This window comes from Streptomyces sp. W1SF4 (assembly GCF_003950035.1).
GTDB lineage: Bacteria > Actinomycetota > Actinomycetes > Streptomycetales > Streptomycetaceae > Streptomyces > Streptomyces racemochromogenes.
Genome location: NZ_CP034350.1, coordinates 4675895 through 4702592, shown reverse-complemented (window position 1 = coordinate 4702592; position 26698 = coordinate 4675895). Strand labels below are relative to the sequence as shown.

General features: G+C 72.3%; 20 protein-coding genes and 1 pseudogene. 9 read left to right on the top strand and 12 right to left on the bottom strand.

The features are described from left to right. Positions 1-35: 35 nt before the first annotated feature. Genes D1J60_RS22085 through D1J60_RS22075 form a run of 3 tightly spaced genes read left to right on the top strand, consistent with a single transcriptional unit; the run spans position 36 to position 2610 of the window. Positions 36-1622 carry an acyl-CoA carboxylase subunit beta gene (locus D1J60_RS22085; protein WP_125822250.1) on the top strand — a complete coding sequence of 529 codons (1587 nt, stop codon included), beginning with the start codon at positions 36-38 and terminating at the stop codon, positions 1620-1622. Continuing rightward, positions 1619-1846, top strand: a complete 228-nt coding sequence (locus tag D1J60_RS22080) for an acyl-CoA carboxylase epsilon subunit (RefSeq protein ID WP_125822249.1) — start codon at positions 1619-1621, stop codon at positions 1844-1846. The genes D1J60_RS22085 and D1J60_RS22080 overlap by 4 nt, the downstream gene beginning before the upstream one ends. 29 nt (positions 1847-1875) lie before the next feature. Further along, positions 1876-2610 (top strand): 4'-phosphopantetheinyl transferase superfamily protein, encoded by a 735-nt coding sequence (locus D1J60_RS22075; RefSeq protein ID WP_241253359.1) that lies wholly within the window; start codon positions 1876-1878, stop codon positions 2608-2610. Positions 2611-2756: 146 nt separating this feature from the next. Here the strand turns inward: D1J60_RS22075 and D1J60_RS22070 are convergent, their stop codons facing one another. Beyond that, positions 2757-4589, bottom strand: a complete 1833-nt coding sequence (locus D1J60_RS22070; RefSeq protein WP_125594620.1) for a phosphoenolpyruvate carboxykinase (GTP) — start codon at positions 4587-4589, stop codon at positions 2757-2759. Between the two features lie 210 nt (positions 4590-4799). Here D1J60_RS22070 and D1J60_RS22065 point away from each other — a divergent pair, with 210 nt between their 5' ends. Then, positions 4800-5519, top strand: coding sequence for a hemolysin III family protein (locus D1J60_RS22065; RefSeq protein WP_185899233.1), 720 nt, complete (start codon positions 4800-4802; stop codon positions 5517-5519). Positions 5520-5527: 8 nt separating this feature from the next. Here the strand turns inward: D1J60_RS22065 and D1J60_RS22060 are convergent, their stop codons facing one another. From D1J60_RS22060 to D1J60_RS22025, 8 genes and pseudogenes are all read right to left on the bottom strand, one after another. Next, positions 5528-6904 (bottom strand): DUF11 domain-containing protein, encoded by a 1377-nt coding sequence (locus D1J60_RS22060; RefSeq protein WP_125822248.1) that lies wholly within the window; start codon positions 6902-6904, stop codon positions 5528-5530. Between the two features lie 125 nt (positions 6905-7029). Continuing rightward, positions 7030-9459 carry a galactose oxidase-like domain-containing protein gene (locus D1J60_RS22055; RefSeq protein WP_241253358.1) on the bottom strand — a complete coding sequence of 810 codons (2430 nt, stop codon included), beginning with the start codon at positions 9457-9459 and terminating at the stop codon, positions 7030-7032. Between the two features lie 21 nt (positions 9460-9480). Continuing rightward, a pseudogene (locus D1J60_RS22050) lies at positions 9481-9906 on the bottom strand (GtrA family protein); the annotation flags it as partial. 123 nt (positions 9907-10029) lie between these two features. Then, positions 10030-11580, bottom strand: coding sequence for a phospholipid carrier-dependent glycosyltransferase (locus D1J60_RS22045; RefSeq protein WP_125824136.1), 1551 nt, complete (start codon positions 11578-11580; stop codon positions 10030-10032). Positions 11581-11747: 167 nt separating this feature from the next. Further along, positions 11748-13079, bottom strand: a complete 1332-nt coding sequence (locus tag D1J60_RS22040) for a glycosyltransferase (protein WP_125822247.1) — start codon at positions 13077-13079, stop codon at positions 11748-11750. 240 nt (positions 13080-13319) lie between these two features. Next, positions 13320-15374, bottom strand: coding sequence for a thioredoxin domain-containing protein (locus D1J60_RS22035; protein WP_164720941.1), 2055 nt, complete (start codon positions 15372-15374; stop codon positions 13320-13322). Positions 15375-15421: 47 nt separating this feature from the next. Next, complete coding sequence (locus D1J60_RS22030; RefSeq protein WP_125822245.1) at positions 15422-16756, bottom strand: recombinase family protein; 1335 nt, start codon at positions 16754-16756, stop codon at positions 15422-15424. 62 nt (positions 16757-16818) lie between these two features. Continuing rightward, positions 16819-17595 carry a DUF4344 domain-containing metallopeptidase gene (locus D1J60_RS22025; RefSeq protein WP_125822244.1) on the bottom strand — a complete coding sequence of 259 codons (777 nt, stop codon included), beginning with the start codon at positions 17593-17595 and terminating at the stop codon, positions 16819-16821. A 154-nt stretch (positions 17596-17749) separates the two neighbouring features. On the opposite strand from D1J60_RS22025, the gene D1J60_RS22020 reads away from it, so the two are divergent. After that, positions 17750-20977, top strand: coding sequence for a tetratricopeptide repeat protein (locus tag D1J60_RS22020; protein ID WP_125822243.1), 3228 nt, complete (start codon positions 17750-17752; stop codon positions 20975-20977). A 166-nt stretch (positions 20978-21143) separates the two neighbouring features. On the opposite strand, the gene D1J60_RS22015 is transcribed toward D1J60_RS22020, so the two are convergent. Beyond that, entirely contained in the window at positions 21144-21356 is a 213-nt protein-coding gene (locus D1J60_RS22015; RefSeq protein WP_125822242.1) for a hypothetical protein, read from the bottom strand. 1 nt (position 21357) lies between these two features. After that, positions 21358-22239, bottom strand: a complete 882-nt coding sequence (gene mca / locus D1J60_RS22010; protein ID WP_125605226.1) for a mycothiol conjugate amidase Mca — start codon at positions 22237-22239, stop codon at positions 21358-21360. Positions 22240-22346: 107 nt separating this feature from the next. Between mca and D1J60_RS22005 the strand changes: the two genes are divergently transcribed. The 4 genes from D1J60_RS22005 (at position 22347) to greA (ending at position 25366) form a co-directional block, all read left to right on the top strand. After that, positions 22347-22760, top strand: coding sequence for a DUF4307 domain-containing protein (locus tag D1J60_RS22005; RefSeq protein WP_125822241.1), 414 nt, complete (start codon positions 22347-22349; stop codon positions 22758-22760). A 225-nt stretch (positions 22761-22985) separates the two neighbouring features. Next, a complete protein-coding gene (locus D1J60_RS22000; RefSeq protein WP_125822240.1) occupies positions 22986-24140 on the top strand; it encodes a hypothetical protein in 1155 nt (384 codons plus the stop codon). 109 nt (positions 24141-24249) lie between these two features. Next, positions 24250-24759, top strand: a complete 510-nt coding sequence (locus tag D1J60_RS21995; protein ID WP_125822239.1) for a cupin domain-containing protein — start codon at positions 24250-24252, stop codon at positions 24757-24759. 109 nt (positions 24760-24868) lie between these two features. Further along, a complete protein-coding gene (greA, locus tag D1J60_RS21990) occupies positions 24869-25366 on the top strand; it encodes a transcription elongation factor GreA (protein WP_007266119.1) in 498 nt (165 codons plus the stop codon). Between the two features lie 95 nt (positions 25367-25461). Here greA and ilvA read toward each other — a convergent pair whose 3' ends face one another. Further along, the gene (ilvA, locus tag D1J60_RS21985; RefSeq protein WP_125822238.1) at positions 25462-26694 is read right to left on the bottom strand and encodes a threonine ammonia-lyase; all 1233 of its coding nucleotides are present in this window, start codon (positions 26692-26694) and stop codon (positions 25462-25464) included. Positions 26695-26698 lie beyond the last annotated feature (4 nt).

The following is a 26698-nucleotide window of genomic DNA, read 5'->3' as shown; positions in this document are numbered from 1 at the left end:
CCCCTCTTGCCGCCGATCCGAGGAAAGGGCACCACGTGAGCATCACCGAGGACCATCCGACGTGGACGCAGTCGCACCTGCGGTCGTACACCGCCGAACTCTCCGAACTGCGTGCCCGCGTGGTCCGGGGTCCCAGCGAGGCCGCCACCGAGGCACAGCACGCGAAGGGCAAGCTGACCGCCCGCGAGCGCGTCGAATACCTCTTCGACGAGGGAACCTTCACCGAACTGGAGGGCCTGCGCCGGCACCGGGCGACCGGTTTCGGCCTGGAGAACCGCAGACCGCACACCGACGGCGTGGTGATCGGCTGGGGCCTGGTGCACGGCCGCACGGTCTTCGCCTACGCCCACGACTTCCGCATCTTCGGCGGCGCGCTCGGCGAGGCCCACGCCGAGAAGATCCACAAGGTCATGGACCTGGCCGAAGCCGCCGGGGCCCCCGTGGTGGGCCTGTGCGACGGCGCGGGCGCCCGCATCCAGGAGGGCGTCACCGCGCTCGCCGGCTACGGCGGCATCTTCCAGCGCAACGTCCGCAACTCCGGCGTCATCCCCCAGATCAGCGTGATCCTGGGCCCCTGCGCGGGCGGCGCCGCCTACTCCCCCGCGCTGACCGACTTCGTGTTCATGGTCCGCGGCATCTCCCAGATGTTCATCACCGGGCCCGACGTCGTCCAGGCGGTCACCGGCGAGGTCATCACCCAGGACGCGCTCGGCGGCGCGGACGCGCACGCCGCCACCTCCGGCGTGGCCGCCTTCGCCTACGACGACGAGCACAGCTGCCTGGACGACGTCCGCTTCCTGCTGTCCATGCTGCCCTCCAACAACCGCGAGCTGCCGCCCGCGGCCGAGTCCGACGACCCCGCGGACCGCCGCACCGAGGCCCTGCTGGACCTGGTGCCGGGCGACCCCAACCGCTCCTACGACATGCGCGAGGTCATCGCCGAAGTCGTCGACGACGGCGAGTACTTCCAGGTCCACGAACTGTGGGGCACCAACATCATCTGCGCCCTGGCCCGGCTGGACGGCCACGTCGTCGGCATCGTCGCCAACCAGCCGTCCGTCACGGCCGGCGTCCTGGACATCCACGCCTCCGAGAAGGCGGCCCGCTTCGTCCAGACCTGCGACGCCTTCAACATCCCGCTCGTGACGCTGGTCGACGTGCCCGGCTTCCTGCCCGGCGTGGACCAGGAGCACAACGGCATCATCCGGCACGGCGCGAAGCTGCTGTACGCGTACTGCAACGCCACCGTGCCCCGCATCCAGCTGATCCTGCGCAAGGCGTACGGCGGCGCCTACATCGTCATGGACTCGCGTTCCATCGGCACCGACGTGTCCCTGGCCTGGCCGAGCAACGAGATCGCCGTCATGGGCGCCGAGGGCGCGGCCAACGTGGTGTTCCGGCGCCGGATCGCCGAGGCCGACGACCCCGACGAGGCCCGCGTCCGCCTGGTCAAGGAGTACAAGACCGAGCTGATGCACCCCTACTACGCCGCCGAACGCGGCCTGGTCGACGACGTCATCGACCCGGCGGAGACCCGGTCCCGGCTGATCGGCGCCCTCGCGATGCTGCGCGGCAAGCAGGTCACCCTGCCCAGCCGCAAGCACGGGAACCAGCCCCAGTGAGCGCCGCCGAACCGCAGATCCGGATCACGCGGGGGGCTCCGGATCCCGACGAGGTGGCGGCGCTGACCGCGGTCCTGCTGGCCCTGGGCGCCGCCCGCGGCGACGCGGACGCCGGCCACGGGGCGACGACGGCGCCCGCGCCCTGGTCCCGCGACGGATCGGGCCCCGGACCGGCCGGGTCCTGGTCGGGCCGGAGCCTGCCCGCCTGGCGCGCGAACCTGTGAAGGTCCGCGTACGGCATCGGAAGGCAGAGGTGCCGAGGCCGGTCATCGGTGACGGATCCCGGCAGGGCACGCTCGTCGGCTCGCTGCTGCCCCCGGTGGTCGCCACCTCCGAGGCGTTCAGCGATCCGGTCCTGCCCACGCCGCTGTTCGCCGCCGAGGAGGAGCTGATGGCCGGCGCCTCGCCCGGCCGCCGCCGGGAGTTCAGCACCTCCCGGGCCTGCGCCCGGGAAGCCATGGCCGACCTCGGCGTGCCACCCGTCCCGGTCCTGCGCGACGCCCACGGCGCCCCGCTGTGGCCGGCCGGGGTCGTCGGGAGCATGGCGCACAGCAAGGGGTACCGGTGCGCCGCCGTGGCGCGGTCGGCCGACGTGGCGGGCATCGGCGTCGACGTCGAACCCAACGAACCGCTGCGCCACAGCATGGTGCGGGAGCGGGTGACCATCCCGGAGGAGCGCGGCCAGCTGGCCCGGCTGGGCACCTGCGAGTCGGGCATCCACTGGGACCGGCTGCTCTTCGCCGCCAAGGAGAGCGTGTACAAGGCCTGGTACCCGCTCACCGGGGTCGTCCTGGACTTCGACGAGGCCGCGGTCGCCGTGAACCCGTGGCAGGGCACCTTCAAGGCCCGGGTGCTGGGCCGGGGACCGGTCGTCGACGGCGTCCGCCTCTCCGTCTTCCACGGGCGCTGGCTCGTCGAGGACGGGCTGGTGATCACCGCCGTGGCGCTGCGCGCCCCGGACCGGGGTGCCGGCGGGCCGAACACATGACGGCGGGCCTCCACTGGGTGGAGGCCCGCCATCAGCAGACGCACGCGGCCTGTTCGGAAGGCCGCAAGGAGCCCTTGGTCGGGGATTCCCGCGTCAGCCCTCGGCCGGGGGACAGCCGGCCTCGGTTCTCGGGGTGGTGCCGGGGGCTAGCCCAGGCGCTCGACGAGCGCGTGGTACTGCTCCCACAGCTCCTTGGGGGTGTGGTCGCCGTAGGTGTTCAGGTGCTCGGGGACCAGGGCGGCCTCCTCGCGCCAGACCTCCTTGTCGACCGTGAGGAGGAAGTCGAGGTCCTCGTCGGCGATGTCGAGGCCGTCGAGGTCGAGCGAGGCCTTGGTCGGCAGGACGCCGATGGGGGTCTCGACGCCCTCGGCGGTGCCGTCGAGGCGGCCGACGATCCACTTCAGGACGCGGCTGTTCTCACCGAAGCCCGGCCACACGAACTTGCCCGCGTCGTTCTTGCGGAACCAGTTCACGTAGTAGATCTTCGGGAGCTTGCTCTGGTCCTTGTCGGCGGCGACCTTGACCCAGTGGGCCATGTAGTCACCCATGTTGTAGCCGCAGAACGGCAGCATCGCGAACGGGTCGCGGCGCAGCTCGCCGACCTTGCCCTCGGCGGCGGCGGTCTTCTCGGACGCGATGTTCGAGCCGATGAAGACGCCGTGGTTCCAGTCGAAGGACTCGGTGACCAGCGGGACGGCGGAGGCGCGGCGGCCGCCGAAGAGGATCGCGGAGACCGGGACGCCCTTGGGGTCCTCCCACTCGGGGGCGATCGTCGGGCACTGGGCGGCCGGGACGGCGAAGCGGGCGTTGGGGTGGGCGGCCGGCGTCCCCGACTCCGGGGTCCAGGCGTTGCCCTTCCAGTCGATGAGGTGCGCGGGCGCCTCCTCGGTCATGCCCTCCCACCACACGTCGCCGCCGTCGGGGGTGAGCGCGACGTTGGTGAAGACGGTGTTGGCGTACATCGTCTTCATGGCGTTGGCGTTGGTGTGCGCGCCGGTGCCGGGGGCGACGCCGAAGAAGCCGGCCTCGGGGTTGATCGCGTAGAGGCGGCCGTCCTCGCCGAAGCGCATCCAGGCGATGTCGTCGCCGATGGTCTCGACCGTCCAGCCGGGGATCGTGGGCTCCAGCATGGCCAGGTTGGTCTTGCCGCAGGCGGACGGGAACGCGGCCGCCACGTACTTGGCCTCGCCCTCGCCGGCCGGCGGGGTCAGCTTGAGGATGAGCATGTGCTCGGCGAGCCAGCCCTCGTCGCGGGCCATGACGGAGGCGATGCGCAGGGCGTAGCACTTCTTGCCGAGCAGGGCGTTGCCGCCGTAGCCGGAGCCGAAGGACCAGATCTCGCGGGTCTCGGGGAAGTGCGAGATGTACTTGGTGGTGTTGCAGGGCCACGGCACGTCGTCCTGGCCCTCGGCGAGCGGAGCGCCGAGGGTGTGGACGGCCTTGACGAAGAAGCCGTCGGAGCCGAGCTCGTCGAGGACGGCCTTGCCCATGCGGGTCATGGTGCGCATGGCGACCGCGACGTAGGCGGAGTCGGTGATCTCGACGCCGATCGCGGAGAGGTCGGAGCCGAGGGGACCCATGCAGAACGGGACGACGTACATCGTCCGGCCCTTCATGGAACCGCGGAAGATGCCCTGCTCTCCCGCGAAGATCTCCTTCATCTCCGCCGGGGCCTTCCAGTGGTTGGTCGGGCCCGCGTCCTCCTCCTTCTCGGAGCAGATGAAGGTGCGGTCCTCGACGCGCGCGACGTCGGAGGGGTCGGAGGCGGCGTAGTAGGAGTTCGGGCGCTTGGTCTCGTCGAGCTTCTTGAACGTGCCCTTGGCGACGAGCTCCTCGCACAGGCGCTCGTACTCGGCCTCGGAGCCGTCGCACCAGACGATGCGGTCCGGCTGGGTCAGGGCTGCGATCTCCTCCACCCAGGAGACGAGCTCCCGGTGGGTCGTCGGGACGGAAGTGGGAGCCGCGTTGTCGCGCGCCACGATTGCTCCTTGTTGAGGGGTTTGTTTGGTGTATGCCCCGTGGGGGCTGCGACCCGGACGCTTCGCGCTCCGCTCATCCGGTGCCGACCGCACTCATCTGATCATCCGGTGGATGTGCGCATATGTCCAGGGGGCCTCTCACGTGAGCATCGCCACGTCCGTCAATCTTCCGTAAAGAGGAAATCCGGAACCTACGGACCCGTAGGTAGCATGTGGACCATGACTTCTGACGCCGCCGCCGTGCCGAGCGCCGCACCGGTCGCACCGCTCGCGCCGCTCGTCACGGCAGGTCCGGAGGCCAAGCCGCTGATGCGCGGCTGGCTGCACACCGGGATGTTCCCCGCCGTGGTGATCGCCGGCCTGGTGCTGATGGCCTTCACCGACTCGACGAGGGCCCGCGTCGCCTGCGGGGTGTACGTCCTCACCGCCTGCCTGCTCTTCGGAGTCAGCGCCGTCTACCACCGCGGCACGTGGGGGCCGCGCGGCGAGGCCGTCCTACGGCGGCTCGACCACGCGAACATCTTCCTGATCATCGCGGGCACCTACACCCCGCTCGCGGTCCTGCTGCTGCCCGACTCCACCGGCAGGCCCCTGCTGTGGGCGGTGTGGATCGCGGCCGCGGCCGGCATCGCCTTCCGCGTCTTCTGGGTCGGCGCCCCGCGCTGGCTGTACACCCCGTGCTACATCGCGATGGGGTGGGCGGCGGTGTTCTTCCTGCCCGACTTCATGCGGACCGGCGGCATCGCCGTCCTCGTCCTGGTGATCGTCGGCGGTCTGCTGTACAGCGTGGGCGGGGTCATCTACGGGATGAAGCGTCCCAACCCCTCCCCCCGCGTCTTCGGCTTCCACGAGGTCTTCCACTCCCTGACCCTCGCGGCCTTCGTGGCCCACTACGTCGGCATCTCGCTGGCCGCGTACCGGCACGCGTAGACCGCTCCTCAGCGGCCCGAGACCGTGGTGCGCGCGGTCACCGCGTTGTTCCCGGCGACCGGGTCGAAGGTGGCGGCGGTGACCCTGGCCGCCGCCTCGACGGCGCCCCCGCCCTTCGGCCGCACCGTGACGCGGAAGGTCCGCTTCTGCCCGGCGCCGAGCGGGCCCACGTTCCAGGTCAGCTCGTCGGCCGTGGGCCGCTTGGCGTTCGGACTGGCCGACACCGTGTACGCGCCGCGCGGCTTGGCCAGCCGTACGACCGTGCCGGCCGCGGCGGAGCGGCCCTGGTTGGCCACCGTCACCGTGTAGGCGTACGCGTCGCCCGCGCGGGCCCGGCCCGGGGCCGAGAGCCGGACGGCCAGATCGGCGACCCGGCCCCCGACCTCCACGCGCCCGACCCGGTTGCCGCTCAGCTCCGTGAACCAGACGTGCCCGTCGGGCCCCGCGGCCAGGTGGAAGGGCCCGCCGTCCGGCTTCGACGGGGGCACGGCGAACTCGGTGATCCCGCCGCCCGTCGTGATCCGCCCGACCCAGCCGGTGCCGGACTCCCCGAACCAGAGGTTGCCGTCGGGGCCCGCCGCGATGCCGACCGGGCGGCTGTCGCCGGCGGGCAGCGGGAACAGCCGGGCTCTGCCCTGCGGGGTGATCCGCCCGATCGCGTGGGAGGCCGGGTCGGTGAACCAGAGGTTCCCGTCCGGGCCCGCGGTGATGTTGAAGGGGGTGCTCCCCGCCTTCGGCAGCGGGTACCCGGTGACCTTGCCGGACGGGGTGATCTTCCCGATCCGGCTGCTGCCGGGTTCCGTGAACCACAGGTTCCCGTCCGGGCCGAGGGTGATCCGGTACGGGGCGCTCTCGGTGCCGGGCAGCGGGAACTCGGTGACCTTCCCGGACGGGGTGATCCGCCCGACCCGCCCACCGTCGAACTCGGCGAACCACAGGTTCCCGTCGGGCCCCCCGGTGATGCCGGTGGGGAAGGCGCCCGCCCGCGGGAGCGGGAACCGCGCGGTCTCCCCGCCGGTGCCGATCCGGCCGATCCGGTTGCGTCCGGGCTCGCTGAACCACAGCCGGCCGTCCGCCCCGGCGGTGATGTCGTCCGGCAAGGACCCCGCGGGCAGCGGGAATTCCCTGATGACGCCCTTCGGCGTGATCCGCGCGATCCGGCCGGTGCCGCTCTCGGTGAACCACACGTTGCCGTCGGGCCCCGCCGCGATCCCGATGGGGGCGCTGCCCGCCGTGGGCGGCGTGAACCGCGTGATCCTCCCGACGCCGTCCGCGGCCCCGGCCGGCCCCGCGAGCGCCGGCGGACCGAGCAGGGCACAAGCCAGCAGTACGGCGAAGCAGCGACGGCGGACGGCGGTCGGGGCCGGCGGAGCGGTCTCGGGCATGGGCGCGGAACCTTTCGACCAGAACGTGACGGACCGGAAGAGGCCAGCGCTCAGCGTAGGAGGACGGCCCGCCTCCCACGGGGGGCGACGGGCCGTCAAACGGGTGCACTTGGGGCGCGGCCCCCTCAGCAGGTGTAGCCGTCCCCGTCCTGGTCGAGCCGCAGGGGGTCGCTGCCGTTGACCTTCATCCGCCTCGGGAACTGGTGCGCGGCCAGCCACTCGCAGCGCGCCTTGGTCGTCTTCTTCACCTCCGCCGGGAAGGTGCCCGGTACGCAGACGCTCGCCGTCCCGTAGTGCCGGTCGCAGCCGGCCACGGTGGGCGCGACCGGGGCCGAGTCCCGCTGCCCGGGGTTGGCCTTGGGCGGGGCGAGCCTGTCGGCGAAGGAGTGCTCGTGCGGCGCGGGCAGCTGCTTCCCGTCGGCCTTCGCCGCCGCCAGGGCGGGGGCCCCGCCCAGGTGGACCCAGGTCGCGACCGACGGGACGCCGTTCGCGTCGACCCCGAAGAGCATGTACCAGCCGGGCGGGGCCAGGTTGGGGTTGCTCGTGACGTTGAGGTCGATCGTCTTGTTGTCGATCACCGTCATCGGCAGGTCCACGAACCGCTGGTTGGGGTCCGAGGAGTGGGTGACCGCCGCCGGGCGGATCAGTTCGGCCTTGGCGATCGGCCGGTCGACCGTGATCCGCTGCGTGTCCCCGTACACCCACTCCGTGTCGATCACCGAGGTGAGCTTCGGGCGCGGCCCCTTGAACAGGTAGGGCGGGGTGTAGACGGACACCGCGTGGTTGTACGTGCCGTTGCCCGGGTTGTCGCCGACGGACATCACGCGGCCGTCGGGCAGCAGGAACGCCCCCGAGTGGTAGGTCCGCGGGATCGGGTCGGTGGCCAGGCCCGCCTGGTAGGTGTTGCTCGCCGGGTCGAAGAACGAGGCCTCGAAGACCGGGTCGGCCCGGTCGTGGAGGCCGCCGCCGGTCTCCAGCACCTTGCCGTCGGGCAGCAGCACGGCGGAGACGTACATCTTGCCCTCGGCGCCGGTCTGCGGGCGCTTGCCCGTGCCGGTGTCGACGAGGCCCTGCGGGAGGTCGGGGCCCGCCGTGTAGGCGGGGCTCGGCTTCTTCAGGTCGATGATGTCGGTGAGCCGGTTGGCCGCCGGGTTGCTCTCGTTGTTGCCGCCGCCGACGGTCAGCACCCGCTGGTCCTGGGCCGGGGGCAGCAGCACGCTCGCCGACTCGTCCCGCTCGTCCTTCTTGCGCAGGCCGGGCACGTCGGTGATGGTGTTGGCGCCGTAGTCGTAGACCGAGGCGCCGGAGCCGGGCGTGCCGTTGCCGAAGGTGTGGCTGCCGGAGTAGAAGAGCCGGCCGTCCTGCATGAGGATCATCGACGGGTACAGGCCCCAGTACGACCAGGTCTGGTTGACCTCGTTCATCGGCAGCCACTTGTTCTGCGCCGCCGAGAACTTCTCCGCGGTGACGTTGCCCGTGGAGTCCTCCTTCAGCCCGCCGAAGGAGATCACGTCACCGTTGCCGAGGACGGTGGCGGACGGGTACCAGTGCCCGCCGTTCATGTCGTTCGTCTTCGTGTACGTCTCGGTCGCCGGGTCGAAGACGTAGCTGTCCTTCAGCCCCTGGTAGCCGATCGTGCCGTCGGCGGACGGATAGCCCTTGTTGCCGCTCATCACCAGCACCCGGCCGTCGGCCAGCTGCACGTGCCCCGAGCAGAACATGTCCACCGGCGTCGGGATCGTCTTGGCGGTGCCCGCCACGGGGTCGTAGACGGCGGAGGTGAAGGTGCCCGCGTTGAACTGGGAGATGTCGTTGCCGGAACCGGCGATCAGCAGCACCTTGCCGTTCTTCAGGACCACGGCGTGCATCGAGCGCACCGGGTTCTGGGTGCCCATCACCTCCCACTTGCCCTTGGCGCACTCCTCGGCCGTGCCCGTGCAGGCGGGCCCCGGCGGGACGGCACCCACCTCCTCCAGCGCGTAGTCGTCGGTGGTGAGGGTGCCCACGCCGTACACGGACAGACCCCACGCGATCTTGTCGGTGTTCGGCGGTACGGCGGGCGTACGGACCTCCGTGCGCGCCCACGCGGCGCTGACCGGCGGATTCTGCAGGTCGGTCCAGTACTGCCAGCCCGCGCTGGTGTCGTGGCGGAACACCGTCACCGACACGTCGGGGGTGTTCGACTTGTACCAGGCGGACAGGTCGTACTGCTTCCCCGGCACCACCGTCGGGGCGCAGGCGGCGTTCTCGGTGACCAGGGCCTTGCGGTCGCCGCTGACCCGGCGGGTCACCGTGACCTTCACGGCCTTGGTGCCGCTGTGGGCGTCGGCGACGGTGGCGAAGGTGAAGTCGTTGTCGCCCCAGCCCGACTTCGACCAGCAGGAGGGCATGTCGGAGCCGGCCGGACCGGCGGTCTCGAAGCCGGGGTTGGTCAGCAGGTTCGGCGCTCCGGCCGTGGCCTGCTGGGGTGCGGTCAGGAGCAGGCTGGCGGTCATCGCGCCGACGGCGGTCAGAGCGGCCCGGCGCCCCGCCCCCCGTCGGATCTTCCTACGCATACGCGGTCCTTTCGGTACGGCTCAACTCCTGGTGGTGCGCGCCGCACGTGGCCCGCGCGGCAGGTAGACGAGCGCCTCGGTGGCGGCGAATCGCAGGACGAAGGTGATGGCCAGCGCGAGCGCGGTCGCGGGCAGCACCTCCAGGCCGAAGCGGCCCACGAACAGCGCGATGAGCGGCACGCGCAGCAGCAGGTCGGCGTTGGCGATGAGGGCGAAGCGGCCGAGGCGGTCCGCCCAGTGGCGGTGGCCGCGCCGGTCGCGGAAGAGCAGCGTCTCGATGAGCAGGAAGTTCCACAGCACCCCGGCCTGGTTGGCGAGGACCCCCGCGACCAGGTACTGCGTCCCGGCGTGCGTCAGCAGCCAGAGCGCCGCCAGGTTCGGCACGAAGCCGGAGACCCCGACCAGCCCGAAACCGGTCATCCGCACCAGGGGGCCGGCCGAGAGCAGCGCCGCCGGCCGCGCCAGGAGGCGGGGCAGCTCCCGGCCGCGCCCCTGGACGCCGGGCGGCGGAGCGTCGACTTCCGGATCTTCCAGGGCATGCGGGGGCCCCAGGTTCTCGCTCATCGTGGTTCAGCTCCCACTCTCGCGGTCGGTCCGGCGGATCTCGATACGGTCCTCGCCCGTACCGAAGACGGCGACCGCGGTCGAATGCTCCAGAGCAGCCTTCACGTTCGGCAGGTCCGCCGCGTCGCGACGCACGGTGGGCGAGGAAACCACGTAGTCGATGTCCCGCCACCCGCGCGGCAGGGTCTTGGTGACGGCCGGGTCGAGGTCCGCCTTGTAGAACCAGATCGCCCCGTCACCGGGTGCGAAACCGTGGTGAACGGCGTCGAGCCACAGCGCGTCGTCCACGAGGACGCGGGTGTGCGCCGGGTCGGCCACCTCCCGGCCGAGCCAGGCCGCCGCCTGCCGGTAGGGGGCGTTGGCGTCGACGGTGAGGGCGGTCCGGTTGCCCTCGTACCAGCGCGGCAGCACGAACGCGGCCGCCGCCACGGCGAGTACGCCGACCAGCGCCCACCGCGCGTACACCACGCCCCGCCACTCCCCCGGCGCACGCCGGCGGCGCAGCACGGCGTGCGTGACGCTGGCCGCGCCCCCGGCGAGGACCAGCGCCAGGAACGGCAGCGCCTGGATCACGTACATCGCCGGGAGGTAGCCGGAGGGCCGCATCGCGACCACGGCCAGGATCACCACGGCCAGGGCCGGCCCGGCGAGCGCGCGGGCGGTCACCGACCAGCGGTGCGTCACCAGCAGCAGCACGGCACCGGCCAGCCCGCCGAGCGGCAGGACGGAGTCGTAGTAGAGCCAGGAGCGGAAGACCCCGTTCGAGCCGGTGCCGGACTGGAGGATGAAGCCGGAGCCGGGACGGCTCATCTGGTAGGTGATGCCGTCGATCAGGGAGACGTGCCCGGCACCGGGCAGCAGCTCGTTGTTGAGCAGGGCGAACAGCGGGTACGACAGCCCTATCAGCGCGCAGGCCGTTATCGCCCCCGTCACGGCGAACTTGCGGGTGTCGCGGTGGCTGTGACGCCACATCGTCACCAGCAGCGCCGGGAGCACCACCAGCATCGTCTCCTTGGTCAGGACGGCGGTGGCGGCCGCCAGACCCGACCCGAAGTGGTGCCACAGGTGCCGGCTCGGGGACGCGGCGAGGCAGAACGCCAGCAGCATCCACATCACGGCCAGGTTGTCGAGGAAGATCTCCCGCTGGAGGACCACCGACAGCGGCGACAGCCCGAACAGCCCCATCGCCAGCCCCGCCGCCCAGCGCGGCAGCCACAGCCGGCGCGCCAGCACGTACATCAGCACCGAGCTCGCGGCGGAGACGGCCAGCATCGAGAAGCGCATCGGCGCGACCGTCATCCAGTCGGGCACCAGGAGGGCGGGCAGGTACGTCAGGCCCGCGATCTGTATCCAGCCCAGCGGCGGATGGTCGTACCAGTACGTGTAGTGCGCCAGCCCGTCACCCTGCTGGACCGCCCACGCCTGGGCGAGGTACGTGCCCTCGTCGTCGCTCAGGGTCGGGAAGTTCGTGATGTTCCAGCCCTGTACGAGGACGACCGCCAGCAGGATCGCCCCGCACAGCAGCAGGTCCGGCCTGGAGGAGCGGAAGCGCACCATCGGGCGCGCGAACGCCGCCGGACGCACCCCGAGTCCGCCTCCGCCCCGGCCCCCGGGCCCCGGGGAACCGGCACCGCCGGAGCCGGGCGGACGGCGGACGGGCAGCAGCTGGGCGCTGCCGGCGGGGTCAGCCGGCTGGGGATCAGTGGCCGTGGGCAGGGTGGCGGTCACCGGAGGCTGTCCTCTCGGATCGAAGTGGCGGAGGCGGAGGAGGCGTCAGCGGCGGCGGGGGCAGCGGACGCGGGGGCGCCGGACGCGGCGGAGGTCAGGTGCGCGCCCGTGTGGCTGGTCAGCTCCCACTCGTTGCGGCCGCGCTGCTCGCGCCAGACCGCGCGGATCGCGGCGCCCGCCAGCAGCACCTGGTAGAAGGGGCCGCCCACGATGAGCTTGAGGTAGTGCGTGAACCGCACCCGCAGCCCGTACTGGTGGCCGAAGTCGTGCAGGCCGACGATCTCGAAGACGAACGTCACCATCGCCGTGATCATGGGGAGGAAGGTGATGATCGCGATGCCCACGGGCACGTCGAGGAAGACCGCCACCGCGCAGTTCACCGGGATGATCACCCCGGTGGCCGCCTGCATGAACGGCGTCATCAGCGTGTAGCGGGCCAGCCAGCGCTGCCCCCGGCCCGGCAGCTGCTGCCAGTCCTTCTTCCGGTACACCTGGAGGAACCCCTGGTTCCAGCGGGTCCGCTGCTTGAGCAGGCTCATCAGGGAGCCCGGGGTCTCCTCACGGGTGACCATGTCGGAGTCGTACGCGACGACCACCTTCTTGCCCACCGACGACAGCCGCACGCCCAGGTCGCAGTCCTCGGCGAGGCAGTTCTGGTCCCAGCCGCCCGCCTCGCGCAGCACCGCCGTGCGCACGAAGACGGTGTTGCCGCCCAGCGGGATGAAACCCTTCTCGGCGTGCAGGTGCAGGCGGGAGCGGAACCAGAAGAAGTACTCCAGGCAGTTGCGCAGGCTGTACCAGCTGGAGTGGAAGTTGATCAGCTGCACCCCGCCCTGGACCACGTCCGCGCCGGTGGAGCGGAAGGCGTGGTCGACGTGGGTGAGCAGCTCGGGATGGACCTGGTCCTCGGCGTCGAAGACCCCGACGATGTCGCCCCGGCAGTGCGGCAGGGCGGTGTTGAGCGCCTTCGGCTTGTTCTTGGTCTCGTGGTGGTCGACGACGACCCGTACGCGCTCGGGCGCGCGGACGGCGGCGCGCTCCGCGACCGCGGCCGTCTCGGGGTCGTCGTGACCGACGATGACGATGATCTCGTAGTCGGTGTGGCTCGATTCCAGCAGCCGGTCGATGGTGTGCTCCAGCACGGCCTGCTCGTGGCGGGCCGGCAGCAGCAGCGAGAAGGCCAGCCGCCCCCCGCTGTCGGGGCTGTCGAAACGGGTCGCCGCGAGCGTCTCGGGCGTCCGCCAGGCGTGCATCTGCCACCACAGCGTGAACGCGGCCATCCAGAACAGCGCCAGAGAAATGGCAGCAACAAAGACAGAGGTGAGCAAACTGTCCCCCACAGCCGAGCCGCAACCCCAGGCGGCGATCGAAAACCCCCCGGCGACGGCCCGGCCCCCCGGCCTGCCGCCCCCGCGTCCCCCGTACGCGCGCACCCCCCAGCGCGCCGTCTCGTTACCGCTAGAAGACACGAGACTAGACAGCGGAAATGAAACTCAGGCGCCACTCGAATAAAAACCACGTTTCCAAGTGGCGCCCGAGGGACCGGAATTGACGCTACTCTGCCACAATCACGGATGAACCACACCCAACTGCTCAGCCAGTGAGACCGGTTCCGTCGTAGGACGCGCGCAGACGAAATGACGGCACACATACGCCGTCGGAAGGTCGCGCACGAGTGTGCGCTCGGCCAGAAGTGGGAACTCCCCACCGCTGCCATCGGCCTCGCGGGGCAGACCCACCGCCACCACCGCCCCGGGAGCCGTCCCCAGCAACGCCGTCCGGTGCAGCGCCGCCGTCGCCGGATCCTCCGGATGACCCACCACGGCCACCTCCCGCGGCCCGTCGACCAGCGCCTCCGCGACCGCCAGCCCGTGCCCGATGAAGCGCGGGGCACGCGGCCCGAGCGCGTGCACCACCCCGAGCGCCCGCTCCGCCGCCTCCCGGTGCGGCGCCGAACCGGTGTGCGCGGCGTACGAGAGCAACGCGCCGGCAGCCGCCGTCCACCCCGAGGGCGCGGCGGTGTCGGTGGGGTCCTGCGGCCGGCGGATCAGCTGCTCGGCGTCGTGCGCGGTGTCGTAGAGCGAGCCGTCCTCGGCGGTGAACCGGGCCATGACCAGGTCGACGAGGAACCCGGCGAATTCCAGCCACACCCCCTCCCCGGTGACGGCGGCCAGCGCCAGGAACCCCTCGGCGACGTCCCCGTAGTCCTCCAGCACCCCGGCATTGGCCCCGACCCGCCCGTCCTTGCTCGTGCGCGCCAGCCGGGCCATGCCGTCCATGTGCACCCGTACGAGCAGGTCGGCGGCCTCGATCGCCCGCTCGACCAGGTCCGGCCGCTCGAAGAAGGCCCCGCACTCGGCGAGCGCCGCGACGGCCAGCCCGTTCCAGGCGGCGACGACCTTGTCGTCCCGGCCCGGCGCGGGCCGCCGGCCCCGCGCGGCGAGCAGCCGCTCCCTGATGGAGGCGACCTTCCCGGCCTCCACCACCGGCCCGTCCTGCGGCAGTTGCAGCACCGACGTGCCGTGCTCGAAGGTCCCCTCCTCGGTGACCCCGAAGTACGCGGCGGCCAGCGCCCCGTCCTCCTCCCCCAGCACCTCGGCCAACTGCGCCGGTGTCCAGGCGTAGTACGCCCCCTCGACGTGCCTGCCGCTCGACGGATCCTCGCTGTCGGCGTCGAGCGCGGAGGCGAACCCGCCCTGCTCCGTCCGCAGTTCCCGCACCATGAAGTCGGCGGTCTCCAGCGCCACGCGCCGGGCGAGGTCCGAACCGGTGGCCCGCCACAGGTGCGCGTACACGCGGCACAGCAGCGCGTTGTCGTACAGCATCTTCTCGAAGTGCGGCACGACCCACTCCCGGTCCACGGAGTACCGCGCGAACCCGCCGCCGATCTGGTCGTAGATCCCGCCCCGGGCCATCGCCTCACAGGTGTCGGCGGCCATCTGCAGGGCCCCCTCGGACCCGGTCCGGGCGTGGTGGCGCAGCAGGAACTCCAGCACCATGGACGGCGGGAACTTCGGCGCCCCGCCGAACCCGCCCCGCGCGGCGTCGTACTCCCGCGTCAGCCCGAGCAGCGCCCGCCCCAGCTCCTCGGCCCCCGGCAGCCCGGCCTTCCCGTAGTCCAGCTGCCGCCCGGCCAGGTCCCGCACGATCCGCTGCGCGACCTCGGCGACCTCCTCGCGCCGCCCGGCCCAGGCGGTCCGCACGCCTTCGAGCACCTGCATGAAGGAGGGCATCCCGTGCCGGGGCTCGGGCGGGAAGTAGGTCCCGAAGTAGAAGGGCTCGGCGTCGGGCGTCAGGAACACGGTCATGGGCCACCCGCCCTGCCCGGTCGCCGCCTGCACGGCCTCCATGTAGACGGCGTCGATGTCGGGGCGCTCTTCGCGGTCGACCTTGACGTTGACGAAGTGCTCGTTCATGTAGGCGGCGGTCAGTTCATCTTCGAAACTTTCGGAGCTAAATACATGGCACCAATGACACGAAGAGTAACCAACGCTGAGGAGAACCGGCACCTCGCGTTCACGTGCCTCCGCGAACGCCTCGGGCGACCAGGGCCACCAGTCGACAGGATTGTCGACGTGCTGGAGCAGGTACGGCGAGGTCTCGTTGACAAGGCGGTTCGGCATGTTCCCATCCTGCCGCACAACCGGATGCGCGGCTCAGAGCGAAGCCATCAGGCCGCCAGTTCGGCCGCCTTGATGCGATCAGCCCATTTCCATACCGGAACCACTCGGGAGTGGTCCCAGCTGGTGCTCCCCTTCCTTCCCGGCTTGATCACGAAATGATCGAAGACCGACGAGATGACCCTCCGCTTCTCCTCGAAGGCCATTTCCCCGGACTGCCACCGCTGGCGGATCGGCTCCGGCAACCGGACCCGCCCGGGGCCTTCTCCGGGAAAGAGCAGCCTTTCAATGGCCTCCTCCACGAGGGGGCCGCTGATGGCACATCGTCCGCAGCCCCGGCCCGAGGCGCAGACGTAGTTGTAGGGACTCTTCCGGCTGCCGCTTTTACCGCCGCCCATGAGCTGACCGCACACACCCCCCTCCGCCAGCTCCGCGCCGCAGCGCACGAATCCGCTCGCAACGTACTTCGGTCCGGCCTTGCGACCGGTCAGTCGAGGACTGAGCGGCCCCCGGTGCATGTACAGGCTCCCGGCCGAGAAGGTCGCACAGACCGCCACCCACTGCTCGGGCGGGACGATCGCCTGCCACGCCCCGACGAGCGGGCGGTCCGTTTCCGGGTCGATCAGCAGCACCCCCCGGTTGGCCCTGAAGCCGCACACCCTGGGAGCCGTGATGATCTGCGTGACCGTTTGCGGATTCGGACGCCCGCCGCGCGTCCCGCTGACCCCCAACGCAACCCACTCGCGCGCCACCTCCCCCATCGACCCGCCGGCGATACGGTGCTCGATCGCCTTGCGGACGAGTTCCGACTCCACCGCATGCAGGGTCTGCCGGTCCTCCAGCCATCCGAACGGCCTCGGTGCGCTGTGCGGCAGCCCGTCCATGGCCCTCGACCAGTGCCAGTCCTGGACACGGCGACTGCGCATCCTCCCCTCGGCGACCGCCCCCTCAAGGGATGCGGCACCTTCGAGGAGACCCGCCTTCGTGTACGGGTCGCGCAGTCCGTCCCGGCCGACGTACACGCGCCGGGGGTGGGCGGTCAGCGCCGCCATGAAGCGGATGAAGTCGTCGGGCCTGCGGTAGAGGCGGTCGTCCGCCACCGCCACGACGCCGTCGATCGGCCCCGCCGTGAAGGCGTGGCCGCGGTGCAGGTCGGCCAGCAGATGGTCGAACGCCGGCCGCTCCCGGTCGTCCTTCGTCGCGCCGCGCGCGTTGTCGGTATAGGTCGCCACGACGACGCAGCCGTGGTCGAGGGCCGTGCGTTCGTTGATGCGGTGCTGGTTGCGCACCCCGCGGGCGTCGCCGTGCCGGGTGTCCTGCGAGGTACGTGCGTACGACGCGACCGGAATGAGGCCGCCTTCGGTGACGTGCGGCATGGGATCCATGACGCGCTCCCCCCTCGAGAGTGTGTCTGACGATCGATCTAACGAACGGACACAAGAGGTGGTTACGAGCCATGCACCCCCGGCCGCGGGGTGGTCCTGAGCAGGGGGGTGAGGTCGCGGGTCCAGGTGTCGCGGACGGTGGGCCAGGCGGGGGCGCAGCCCTGGGTGGGGGCGGGGTGGCGTTCGGGGGCGGCGCCGTGGAGCAGGCAGAGGTGGGCGGCGGCGCGGTCGGCGGGCGGGGCGTGTTCGTCCGGCCCGGGTCCGGGCGGGGGTGCGAGGCGGTAGGCCTCGGCGGCGGCGAGGAGGGTGCGTTCGCCCGGGGGGCCTTCGCGGATGAGCATGAACGCGGCGAAGGTGTCGGCGGCGTCCTCCTCGGCGCGGTCGGAGGCGACGGGCAGGCGGAGGGTGTCGATGAGGGCGTGGCCGGCTTCGTGGTAGAGGGTTTCGGCGGTGATGTCGGCGGCGGCCGCTTCGTCGCCGAGGAGGGCGAGGTCGTCGGCGAGGTCGTCGTAGCAGAGTTCGATGCGGCGGGTGACCGGGTCGTAGCCGGAGCCCTCGCCGGAGCAGGAGCGGGCGAGGACGGTGACGCGCTCCGGGAGGTCGAGGTAGGCGTTGAGGGCTTCGACGGCGCGTTCGGCCGGCCTGCGGGCGTGGAGGAGGGCGGCGTGCTCCTCGTCGGCGGGGTCGGGGGTCTCGTAGCGGAGGGTGAATCCGCGGTCCGGTGGCGCCTTCGGGGGGTCGGACAGGGACACGGACACGGACGTGACCGAAATCGCGACCGCGACCGCCGGCGCGAGGAGGGTGGCGCAGAGAGCCGGGACCTTCCACCGTGGGGTCATGGGTCCAGGGTAGGCAGGGCCGGGGCGTACATATATGCACGCCGATGTTCGTGGGGCCCCCAACTCCCTCTGAAATAGCTCAGATTCCTCGCGCTCCGGACTGTCCCGCAGGACACTTGGCGCACGTTTCCGGAGCTCTCCGAGGAGGATGCCGATGCGGGACAGCCATCGTGTCGAGGCCGAACGGGTGCTGGCCCGGGCCGTCGAGGAGGAGGTCCGGCGGGCGGGCGCGGGGGACGCCGGGGCGTTGCTCGCGCGCGGGCGGGAGGCCCTGGACGGGATCGCGGCGGCGGCCGCCGAGGAGTACGCGGCGTACGTGGCGGCGCTGGACGAGGCGGCCGCCGGGGAGCAGTCCCTCGGGGAGGCCTTCCGGCGGGGCAACACGGGGGCGTCGCTGTTCGTGACGGGGGTCGCCGCGGCCGCCGCCGTCGGGGCGGACCTGGCGTTCGGGGTGGACGCGGGGACGGCGTTCAGCGCGGGGATCGTCGTGGGCGTCGCGGGGGCGGCGGCGACGGTGGCCAAGGTGACGGCCCTGCACGTGCCCGCGGCGAACCGCCGTGCGGGGGCGGCGGGCCGGCCGGGCGGTGCGGAGCAGTTGCGGCTGCAGTGGCTGACGGCGTTGGAGGTGCGCGGGATCCGGCCGTTCCTGGAGCAGGAGCGGGCGGTGGCGGCGGCCGCGGTGCGGGGTCCGCTGCGCGGGCGCGTGGCGAACGGGGTGCCGGCCGGCGCGGGCGGCGGGGGTGTGCCGCCGTTGCGCGGGGGCGACCGCAGTGCGGAGGCGCGGCGGCGCAGCATGCTGGAGCAGTCGTTCGGGCAGCTCCCGGACGCGGACGCGCTGTTCACGGGCCGGCGCGTGGAGCTGACCCGGATCGCGCAGTGGGTTTCGGCGGCGCGGGCCAGTACGGAGACCCGGCCGGTGGTGGTGGTCCTGCACGGCGAGCCGGGGGTGGGGCGTACGGCGCTGGCGCTGCGGGCGGCGCACGCGCTGCGGGACCAGTTCCGCGGGGCGTGCGTGGTGGACCTGCGGGGCGGGGCCACGGGGGCGGGCGAGGCGCCGCTGTCGACGCGGGAGGCGCTGCTGCACCTGCTGAACCGGCTGGGGGCGCCGCGTGAGCAGCTGCTGTTCCGCGAGGGCGCGTCGGCGGAGTCCCAGGTGCGCCGGCTGACCGAGCTGTACCACCAGCACTTGCAGGGCTTCCCGGTGACGGTGGTGCTCGACGACACGGTGGACGCGGGGCAGGTACGGGCGCTGGTGCCGGAGCGGACGGAGAGCCTGGTCCTGGTCACGGCGCGGGAGCCGCTGGAGCTGCCCGACGATCTGGGGGCGTGGGTGTACCAGCTGCCGGTGGTGCGCCTGGCGCGGGAGGAGTCGGCGGAGGTGCTGCGCGGTGGGGCGCGGGCCGCGGGCGAGGCGGCACCGGAGGGGGCGGCGCTGGAGGGGCTGCTGGAGCTGGGGGCGGGGTTGCCGCTGGCGCTGCGGGTGCTGGCTCCGCTGGGGTCGGCGCGGGCCTCGGACGGCGGCGGGGGTGGTGGGCTGGAGCACGCTCTGGAGCTGGCCTACGTACGGCTGCCGGAGGAACGGCGGCGGCTGCTGCGGCGGCTGACGCTGGCGGGGCGGGCCTCGCTGGGGGCGGCCGCGGCGGCTGCGCTGGCGGGTGCGGACCGGGTGGAGGCCGGGCGGCTGCTGGGCGAGCTGGCGCGGGCGGGCCTGCTGGACCTCGTACGCGGGGAGCGGTACCGGATGCACGACGCGGTGCGTTCGTACGCGGCGGCGCGGCTGGCGGCGGACGAGGAGCCGGCGCGGGCGGCGGCCGCGCACGAGCGGCTGGTGCGGGACTACGCGCAGCTGGCGGACTCGGTGATCCGGATGGTCGACGGGAAGATGTCGACCCGGGCCAATCACTTCGGCGGGCACGGTTTCGCTTCGGTGGACGCGGCGCTGCGCTGGCTGGACGAGGAGTCCAGCTTCATCACGGCGGCGTTGCGGCATTCGGAGGGGGTGGACCAGCAGGCGGTGCTGGACCTGCTGGGGGCGTTGTGCGACTTCTGCCTGCTGCGCGGGGACCTGTACCGGCTGGGGGAGATCAACGAGCTGACGCGGGCGGTGGACCAGGGGCGGTTGAACCGTTCGGTGCAGTGGCGTACGGGTATCGCGGCGCGGCAGCTGGGGGAGCTGGACAAGTCGCGTACGACGTTGACGTCGCTGGTGGACCAGTACCGGGAGGCGCGGCAGGAGGCGGGCGCGGGGATGGCGCTGGTGTCGCTGGGGATCACGCTGCACCACCAGGGCAACCTGCCGGAGGCGGCGGCCCGGATCCGGGAGGCGCTGGTGCTCCAGGAGCCGCCGGAGCTGGCGGGCGACCGGGCGTGGGCGCTGCACGCGCTGGGGGCGGTGGAGCGGGACCGGGGGCGGCTGGGTGAGGCGGTGTCGCTGCTGGAGCGGTCGCTGGAGCTGCACCGGGAGAGCGAGAGCGTGCACGGGGAGGCGTGGGCGCATTTCCAGCTGGGGCAGGTGTACCTGCGGACGGGTGAGGTGGCGCGGGCGGAGGAGGAGCTGCGGCTGGCACTGGGCCTGTACGGGCGGACGCGGGACGACCGGGGCGAGGCGTGGGCGCTGACGCAGCTGGGGCGGGCGCGGGTGGTGGACGGTGATCCGGAGGCGGCGCTGGAGCGGCTGCGGGACGCGCTGGCACGGCACCGGCTGGCGGAGGACGCGCGGGGTGAGGCGTGGACGCTGTACTACCTGGGGCAGGCGCTGGAGGAGGACGGCGAGCGGGACCGGGCGGTGCGGGAGCTGGAGCGGGCCCGGACGATGTTCTCTCGGATGCGGGACGTGTACGGGCTGGCGCACGCCCGTTACCACTCGGGGCGGGTGACGCGGGACCAGCGGGCGGCGCAGACGGGGAACCTGCGCAACTCCGGCTTCGCGCGGCAGCTGCTGGTGGACGCGCGGGCGGACTTCCGGCGGATCGGGCTGGCGCACGGGGAGGGGTGGACCTGCGTGGAGCTGGCGGTCGTCGACGCGGGGAACGGGCGGGTGCCGCAGGCGGTCGGGCTGTGTGAGGACGCGGTGCGGCTGTTCGTGTCGTACGGGGACCGGCGCGGGGAGGACTGGGCGCGGTTCCTGCGCTGCACGATGCTGCCGTACGCGGGTGCGGGCGACTCGGCGGTGGAGGAGGCGCGGGCGGAGCTGTCCCGGCTGGCGGCGGCTCCGCATCCGCTGCGGGACGGCCGGCTGGAGGACTGCCTGGAGACGTACGGGGTGGTTTTGGCGCGCGGGGTGGACCCGGCGGAGGGCTGGCAGGCGTGGCGCCTGGGCCTGGTCCCGAACCTGCGGGCGCGCGAGGTGATGGGCGTACCGAGGCCCTGGCCGGGCGAGTGACCGACGACAGCCGCCCCCTGCGGGGGCCCTGGCCGGGCTTCGGGTCCGGGCGCGCCGGGCCGGGCAGGCGGGGCGGCCCGCGCCGGGGCGTGGCGGCGTGCGGGAGTGGCCGCCGCGCCCGGTCGTGCCGGGCGGGGCGGCGGGTCGCGCGCCGTGTCGCGGGGTCCTACGCCTTGGGGGCGTCGGCCGCCGGCGCGGGGGCTTCCTCGAAGTCGACGCGGCCCATGTGCTTGCTCATCGACTTCATCAGGCCCCACACGCCGAGGGCGAGTGCGGCGAACACGACGAACCCGAGGAGGCCCGGGGTCACCTTGTTCTTGTCGAAGGTGTCGGCGGCCAGCGGGAGGAACTGGGTGATTGCTGCCTGAGTAGCGCTCATGCTAGGCATTCTCCCGGATGCCCGCGAAGAGGTCGGACTCGGGGAGGGAGGTGTCGACGAACGACTTGGCGAGCTCGTACTCCTCGGTGGGCCAGACCTCCTTCTGGATCTCCATGGGGACGCGGAACCAGCCGCCGTCCGGGTCGATCTGCGTGGCGTGCGCGATGAGGGCCTTGTCGCGGATCTCGAAGAACTCGGAGCAGGGGACGTGCGTCGTCAGGGTCCGCTCCTTGCGCTCGAACTCCTTCCAGCGCTCGAGCCACTCGCCGTAGGGGGATTCCAGGCCGCGGGCGAGGAGGGCCTCGTGGAGGGCGATGGTGCGCGGCTTGTTGAAGCCCTGGTTGTAGTAGAGCTTCTGCGGCTGGTACGGGGCCCCGTACTCGGCCTCGGGGAACTTGTCGGTGTCGGCCGCGCCGTCGAAGGCCACCATCGTGATCTTGTGGGTCATGATGTGGTCGGGGTGCGGGTAGCCCCCGTTCTCGTCGTACGTGGTGATGACCTGCGGCTTGAAGGCGCGGATCTTCTTCACCAGCTCGCCGGCGGCCTCGTCCACGTCCGCGAGGGCGAAGCAGCCCTCGGGGAGCGGGGGCAGCGGGTCGCCCTCGGGGAGGCCGGAGTCGACGTAGCCGAGCCATTCCTGGTCGATGCCGAGGATCTCGCGGGCCTCGTCCATCTCCTTGGCCCGCACCTCGTGGATGTTCTCCTCGATGTACTTGTCGCCCTGGAGCTTGGGGTTCAGCACGGAGCCGCGCTCGCCGCCGGTGCAGGTGACCACGAGCACCGGCACCCCCTCGGACACGTACTTGGCCATCGTGGCCGCGCCCTTGCTCGACTCGTCGTCGGGGTGGGCGTGGACGGCCATCAGTCGAAGCTGCTCGGTCAAGACAGGATCCTCTGTGATTCGGCGCGACGGTCAGCCTCTATATTGACCGAATCGGGGGTTGGAAAATTCCTGGGTGTCCCACCCCTCCCCGACGAGAGGAATCGATCATGAGCGCGGTACGCGAAGGGCTCCCCGAGGGCCGGTACGGCCGGTCGGCGGACGAGCGCGCGGACCGGAAGCTGAAGATCGTCGGGTCGGCCCTCGGGGTCGGGCTGCTGGCCGTGGTCGGCTGGATCGGCTGGGACTACGTCGGCGGACAGAGCGTCAGCGCCGAGGTGATCAAGTTCCAGGTCGTCTCCGACAGCGAGGTCAAGGTGCACCTGGAGGTCCGCAAGGAGTCCTCGGTCACCGGCGTGTGCACCCTCAGTTCCCAGGACGAGCAGCACGGCGAGGTGGGCCGTGCGGACTTCACGTTCGGGCAGGACGCGAAGCGGGTGGACGAGATGGTCACCCTGAAGACCACGGGCCGCGCCACGATGGTGGAACTGGTCGGCTGCCAGCCGGCGGCCGCCAAGGGCTGACGCCCCGCCCTCGGCGCACCCGGCCCCCGGACCGGTCGCAGCGACCCCGGACTCGGCCGCATCGACCCCGGCACCCCGAGACCGGCCGCATCGACCCCGGTACCCCCGGACCGGCACTCCCCGGACCCCGGCCCCGCCCCCGCGCGCCGTCTTTGATCATGACGTCCGCCCCCGCCTAGCATGGACATGCCACTCCCCGCCCTGTCCAGCCGACGGAAGACATCCATGCGCCTCCAGCGGATATTCGCCGCGACCGCCACCCTCGCCGCGCTCACCACCCTCTCCACCGCCTGCGAGGACCCCGCCAAGGCGGGCCCGCCCGCCGCGAAGCCCTCCGCGAGCCCGGCCGCGAGCACCGCACCGACCGCCGGAGCCCCCGCCCAGGCCTCCCCCACCGCAGCCGGCGCCGCGCCGGCCACGCTCGCCGAGGCGCAGGCGTACGTACGGAAGTACACCTCCTGCGAGGACCTGAGCACCGGCCCGGCCGACCGCGTGAACCTCGCCGGGTACGCGCCCGTCGGCGCCTGGTCCGTCACCGAGCGCGGCATCTGCTCGGACACGAAGGAACAGGACGAGATCGTCCTCTCGATGGTCTCGGACATGAAGGCCCACCAGCAGGCCTACAAGGACCACATCACCAAGCGGCTCGACGAGGGCTACTGGGACGCCGGCCTCTACGACCCGTACCTCGTCGGCAAGAGCTTCGTGGCCACCGCGCGCAAGACCGGGACCGGACTGGCCCTCGTCAAGTCCGACCTGCGCGTGCTGGTCTGCAACCCGGACTTCACCGTGCCGGAGGGCTACAAGAAGGAGAAGGCCCTGGTCGACGGCTGCGTCCTGACCGACTTCGTCAACGCCCGGGACGGCAGGGGCAGCCCCGTCAAGGGCCCGGCCCTGGCGAGCGCGGGCAGCATCGAGGAGCTCCGCAACCTCGTCAGCCCGAAGGCGGTCGACTGCACGGAGATGCTGGTCACCAACGAGCACATCGCCTCGATCGACTACCAGCCGGTCGTCGGCCGCGACGTCGCCGGCGCGGGCGTCAAGCAGCGGGCGGTCTGCGGAAAGCTCGGCGGGGCGACGCGCGCGCACAACCTGAACTGGCTGGACCTCGTCGCCGACATGAAGGCCCTCCAGACCCTGTCCAAGGAGTCGCAGCTCGCCGAGGTGGGGCACCAGCGCAGCCTCACCCAGAGCAAGCTGCTGGTCGGCACGAACGTCGCCGTGGAGAGCAACAACCCGGCCGTCCGCAAGGCGCTCTACAAGCTGGGGTTCCTGCGCCTGGACTGCGAGCCCGCCTTCAGCGCCCCCGCGGGTTCCCGGATCCGGCCGGCCCAGGTCGACGGCTGCGTCCTGACCGACTTCGAGCGCCCCGGGGTCTGACACAGCTGACAGACGGCCGCCCGGGGCGTGCACGGCGCACCCCGGGGGGTATCGACTGGGGTGTCCCGCCCACCGCGCACCACCGCGCACCGATATCCCCAGGAGCGTCATGTCACTGTTCATCCCGGATTTCGACGACTCCGTCGTCGTCCGCGCCGCCGACGCGGAGGAGATCCACTACGGGCCGGACTCCTCCCTGCGGCTGCTGGCCGACAGCTCCACCGGCGGCGGGTTCCTGTCCACCCTGCGCGTGAGCCTGCGCGCGGGCTCCGACGGCGCCCGCCCGCACCACCACGGCCGGTCGGCCGAGATGTTCTACATGATCGACGGGACGGCCCAGCTGCTGGCCGGGGACCAGGTGGTCACCGCCGAGGCCGGCGACCTCGTCATCGTCCCTCCGGGACAGCAGCACGCCTTCGCCGCCGCGCCCGGGGAGGACGCCGAGATGCTGGTGGTCATCACCCCGGGGGTGGAACGGTTCGAGTACTTCCGCCACCTGGAGCGGATCCGGCACGGGAAGGTGCCCCCGGAGAGCCTGCTCGCGGCCCAGGAGCTGTACGACACGTACTTCGGGACCAGCGCCGTCTGGGAGGACGCGCGCGGCCCCCGGAGCCAATGACACACTTCATACACATGGTGTCCTCCCCCTTTTCTTCCCGAATTGTTAGGCTCGTGGTTTCGCCCGCCGCTGGCGGCTTTGTAGTCCCCTGTACCGACGAGGAGCACCCGTGACCCAGACGAGCGAGAGCGTCACCTGGCTGACCCAGGCGGCGTACGACCAGCTGAAGGCCGAGCTGGACTACCTCTCTGGTCCCGCCCGCACGGAGATCGCCATGAAGATCGCGGCTGCCCGCGAGGAGGGCGACCTGCGCGAGAACGGCGGGTACCACGCGGCCAAGGAGGAGCAGGGCAAGCAGGAGCTGCGCGTGCGCCAGCTCACGCAGCTCCTGGAGAACGCCAAGGTCGGCACGGCTCCCGCCGCGAGCGGCGAGGTCGCGCCGGGCACCCTCGTCACGATCGCCTTCGACGGCGACGAGGACGACACCCTGGAGTTCCTGCTGGCCTCCCGCGAGTACGCGTCCGACGACTTCGAGACCTACTCGCCGCAGTCCCCGCTGGGCGCGGGCGTGAACGGCAAGAAGGTCGGCGAGGACGCCCAGTACGAGCTGCCGAACGGCAAGAAGGCCACGGTCAGGATCCTGGCCGTCAAGCCCTTCAACGGCTGATCACCCCCGTACGCACACCCGCGCGCGAGCCCCCGCCGGACGAGGTTCCGGCGGGGGCTCGCGCGCGTCCCGCCGCACCGGCGTGCGGGGCGGCGTCAGTCCATGACCCGGTAGCCCGCCGCGTGCAGGGAACGGGCGACCTCCGCGCAGTGCTCGGGCCCCTTCGTCTCCAGTTGCAGCTCCACCTCGACCTCGGTCAGCCCCAGCCTCGGGTCCGTGCGCACGTGGCTGACGTCCAGCACGTTGGCGTCCACCGTCGACAGCACCGCCAGCAGCCCCGCCAGGGCCCCCGGCCGGTCCGCGACCCGCAGCCGCAGCGACAGGTAGCGGCCCGCCGCCGCCATGCCGTGGCGCAGGATCCGCTGGAGCAGCAGCGGGTCGACGTTGCCGCCCGACAGGACGGCCACCACCGGACCGCTCCCGTACAGCTCCGGCTCGCTCAGCAGGGCCGCCACCGTGCTGCACCCGGCCGGCTCCACGACCAGCTTGGCCCGCTCCAGGCAGAGCAGCAGCGCGCTGGACAGGGCGTCCTCGGACACGGTCCGTACGTCGTCCAGCAACTCCCCGATGATCGCGAAGGGGACGTCGCCGGGACGGCCGACCTTGATGCCGTCCGCCATCGTGTTCGGGTCGTCGATCGACACCGGGTGTCCGACCCGCAGCGAGGGCGGGTACGCGGCGGCGCCCGCCGCCTGCACGCCGATCACCTTCACGTCCGGGCGCAGCGCCTTGACCGCGATCGCGACGCCGGCCGCGAGCCCGCCACCGCCGATCCCGACGAGGATGGTGCGCACCTCGGGGCACTGCTCCAGGATCTCCAGGCCCACGGTGCCCTGGCCGGCGATGATGTCGCGGTGGTCGAAGGGGTGGATGAACACCGCGCCGGTGCGGTCGGCGTGTTCCTGGGCGGCGGCGAGGGTCTCGTCGACGACCTGGCCGTGCAGGCGCACCTCGGCGCCGTACTCCTGGGTGGCGGCCACCTTCGGCAGGGGGGCGCCGACCGGCATGAACACGGTGGAGCGGACCCCGAGCAGGGAGGAGGCCAGCGCCACGCCCTGGGCGTGGTTGCCGGCGCTGGCGGCCACGACCCCGGCGGCGCGCTGTTCGGGGCGCAGGCCCGCGATGCGCACGTACGCCCCGCGCAGCTTGAAGGAGCCGGTGCGCTGGAGGTTCTCGCACTTGAAGTGGACGGGGGAGCCCGTGAGGGCCGACAGGTGCCGGCTGCCCTCCATCGGCGTCACCCGGGACACGCCCGACAGCATCTTCTGGGCCCCCCGGACGTCGTCGAGGATGACCTGCGGAACGGGCACGGGCACGCGGTAGTTCATGCGG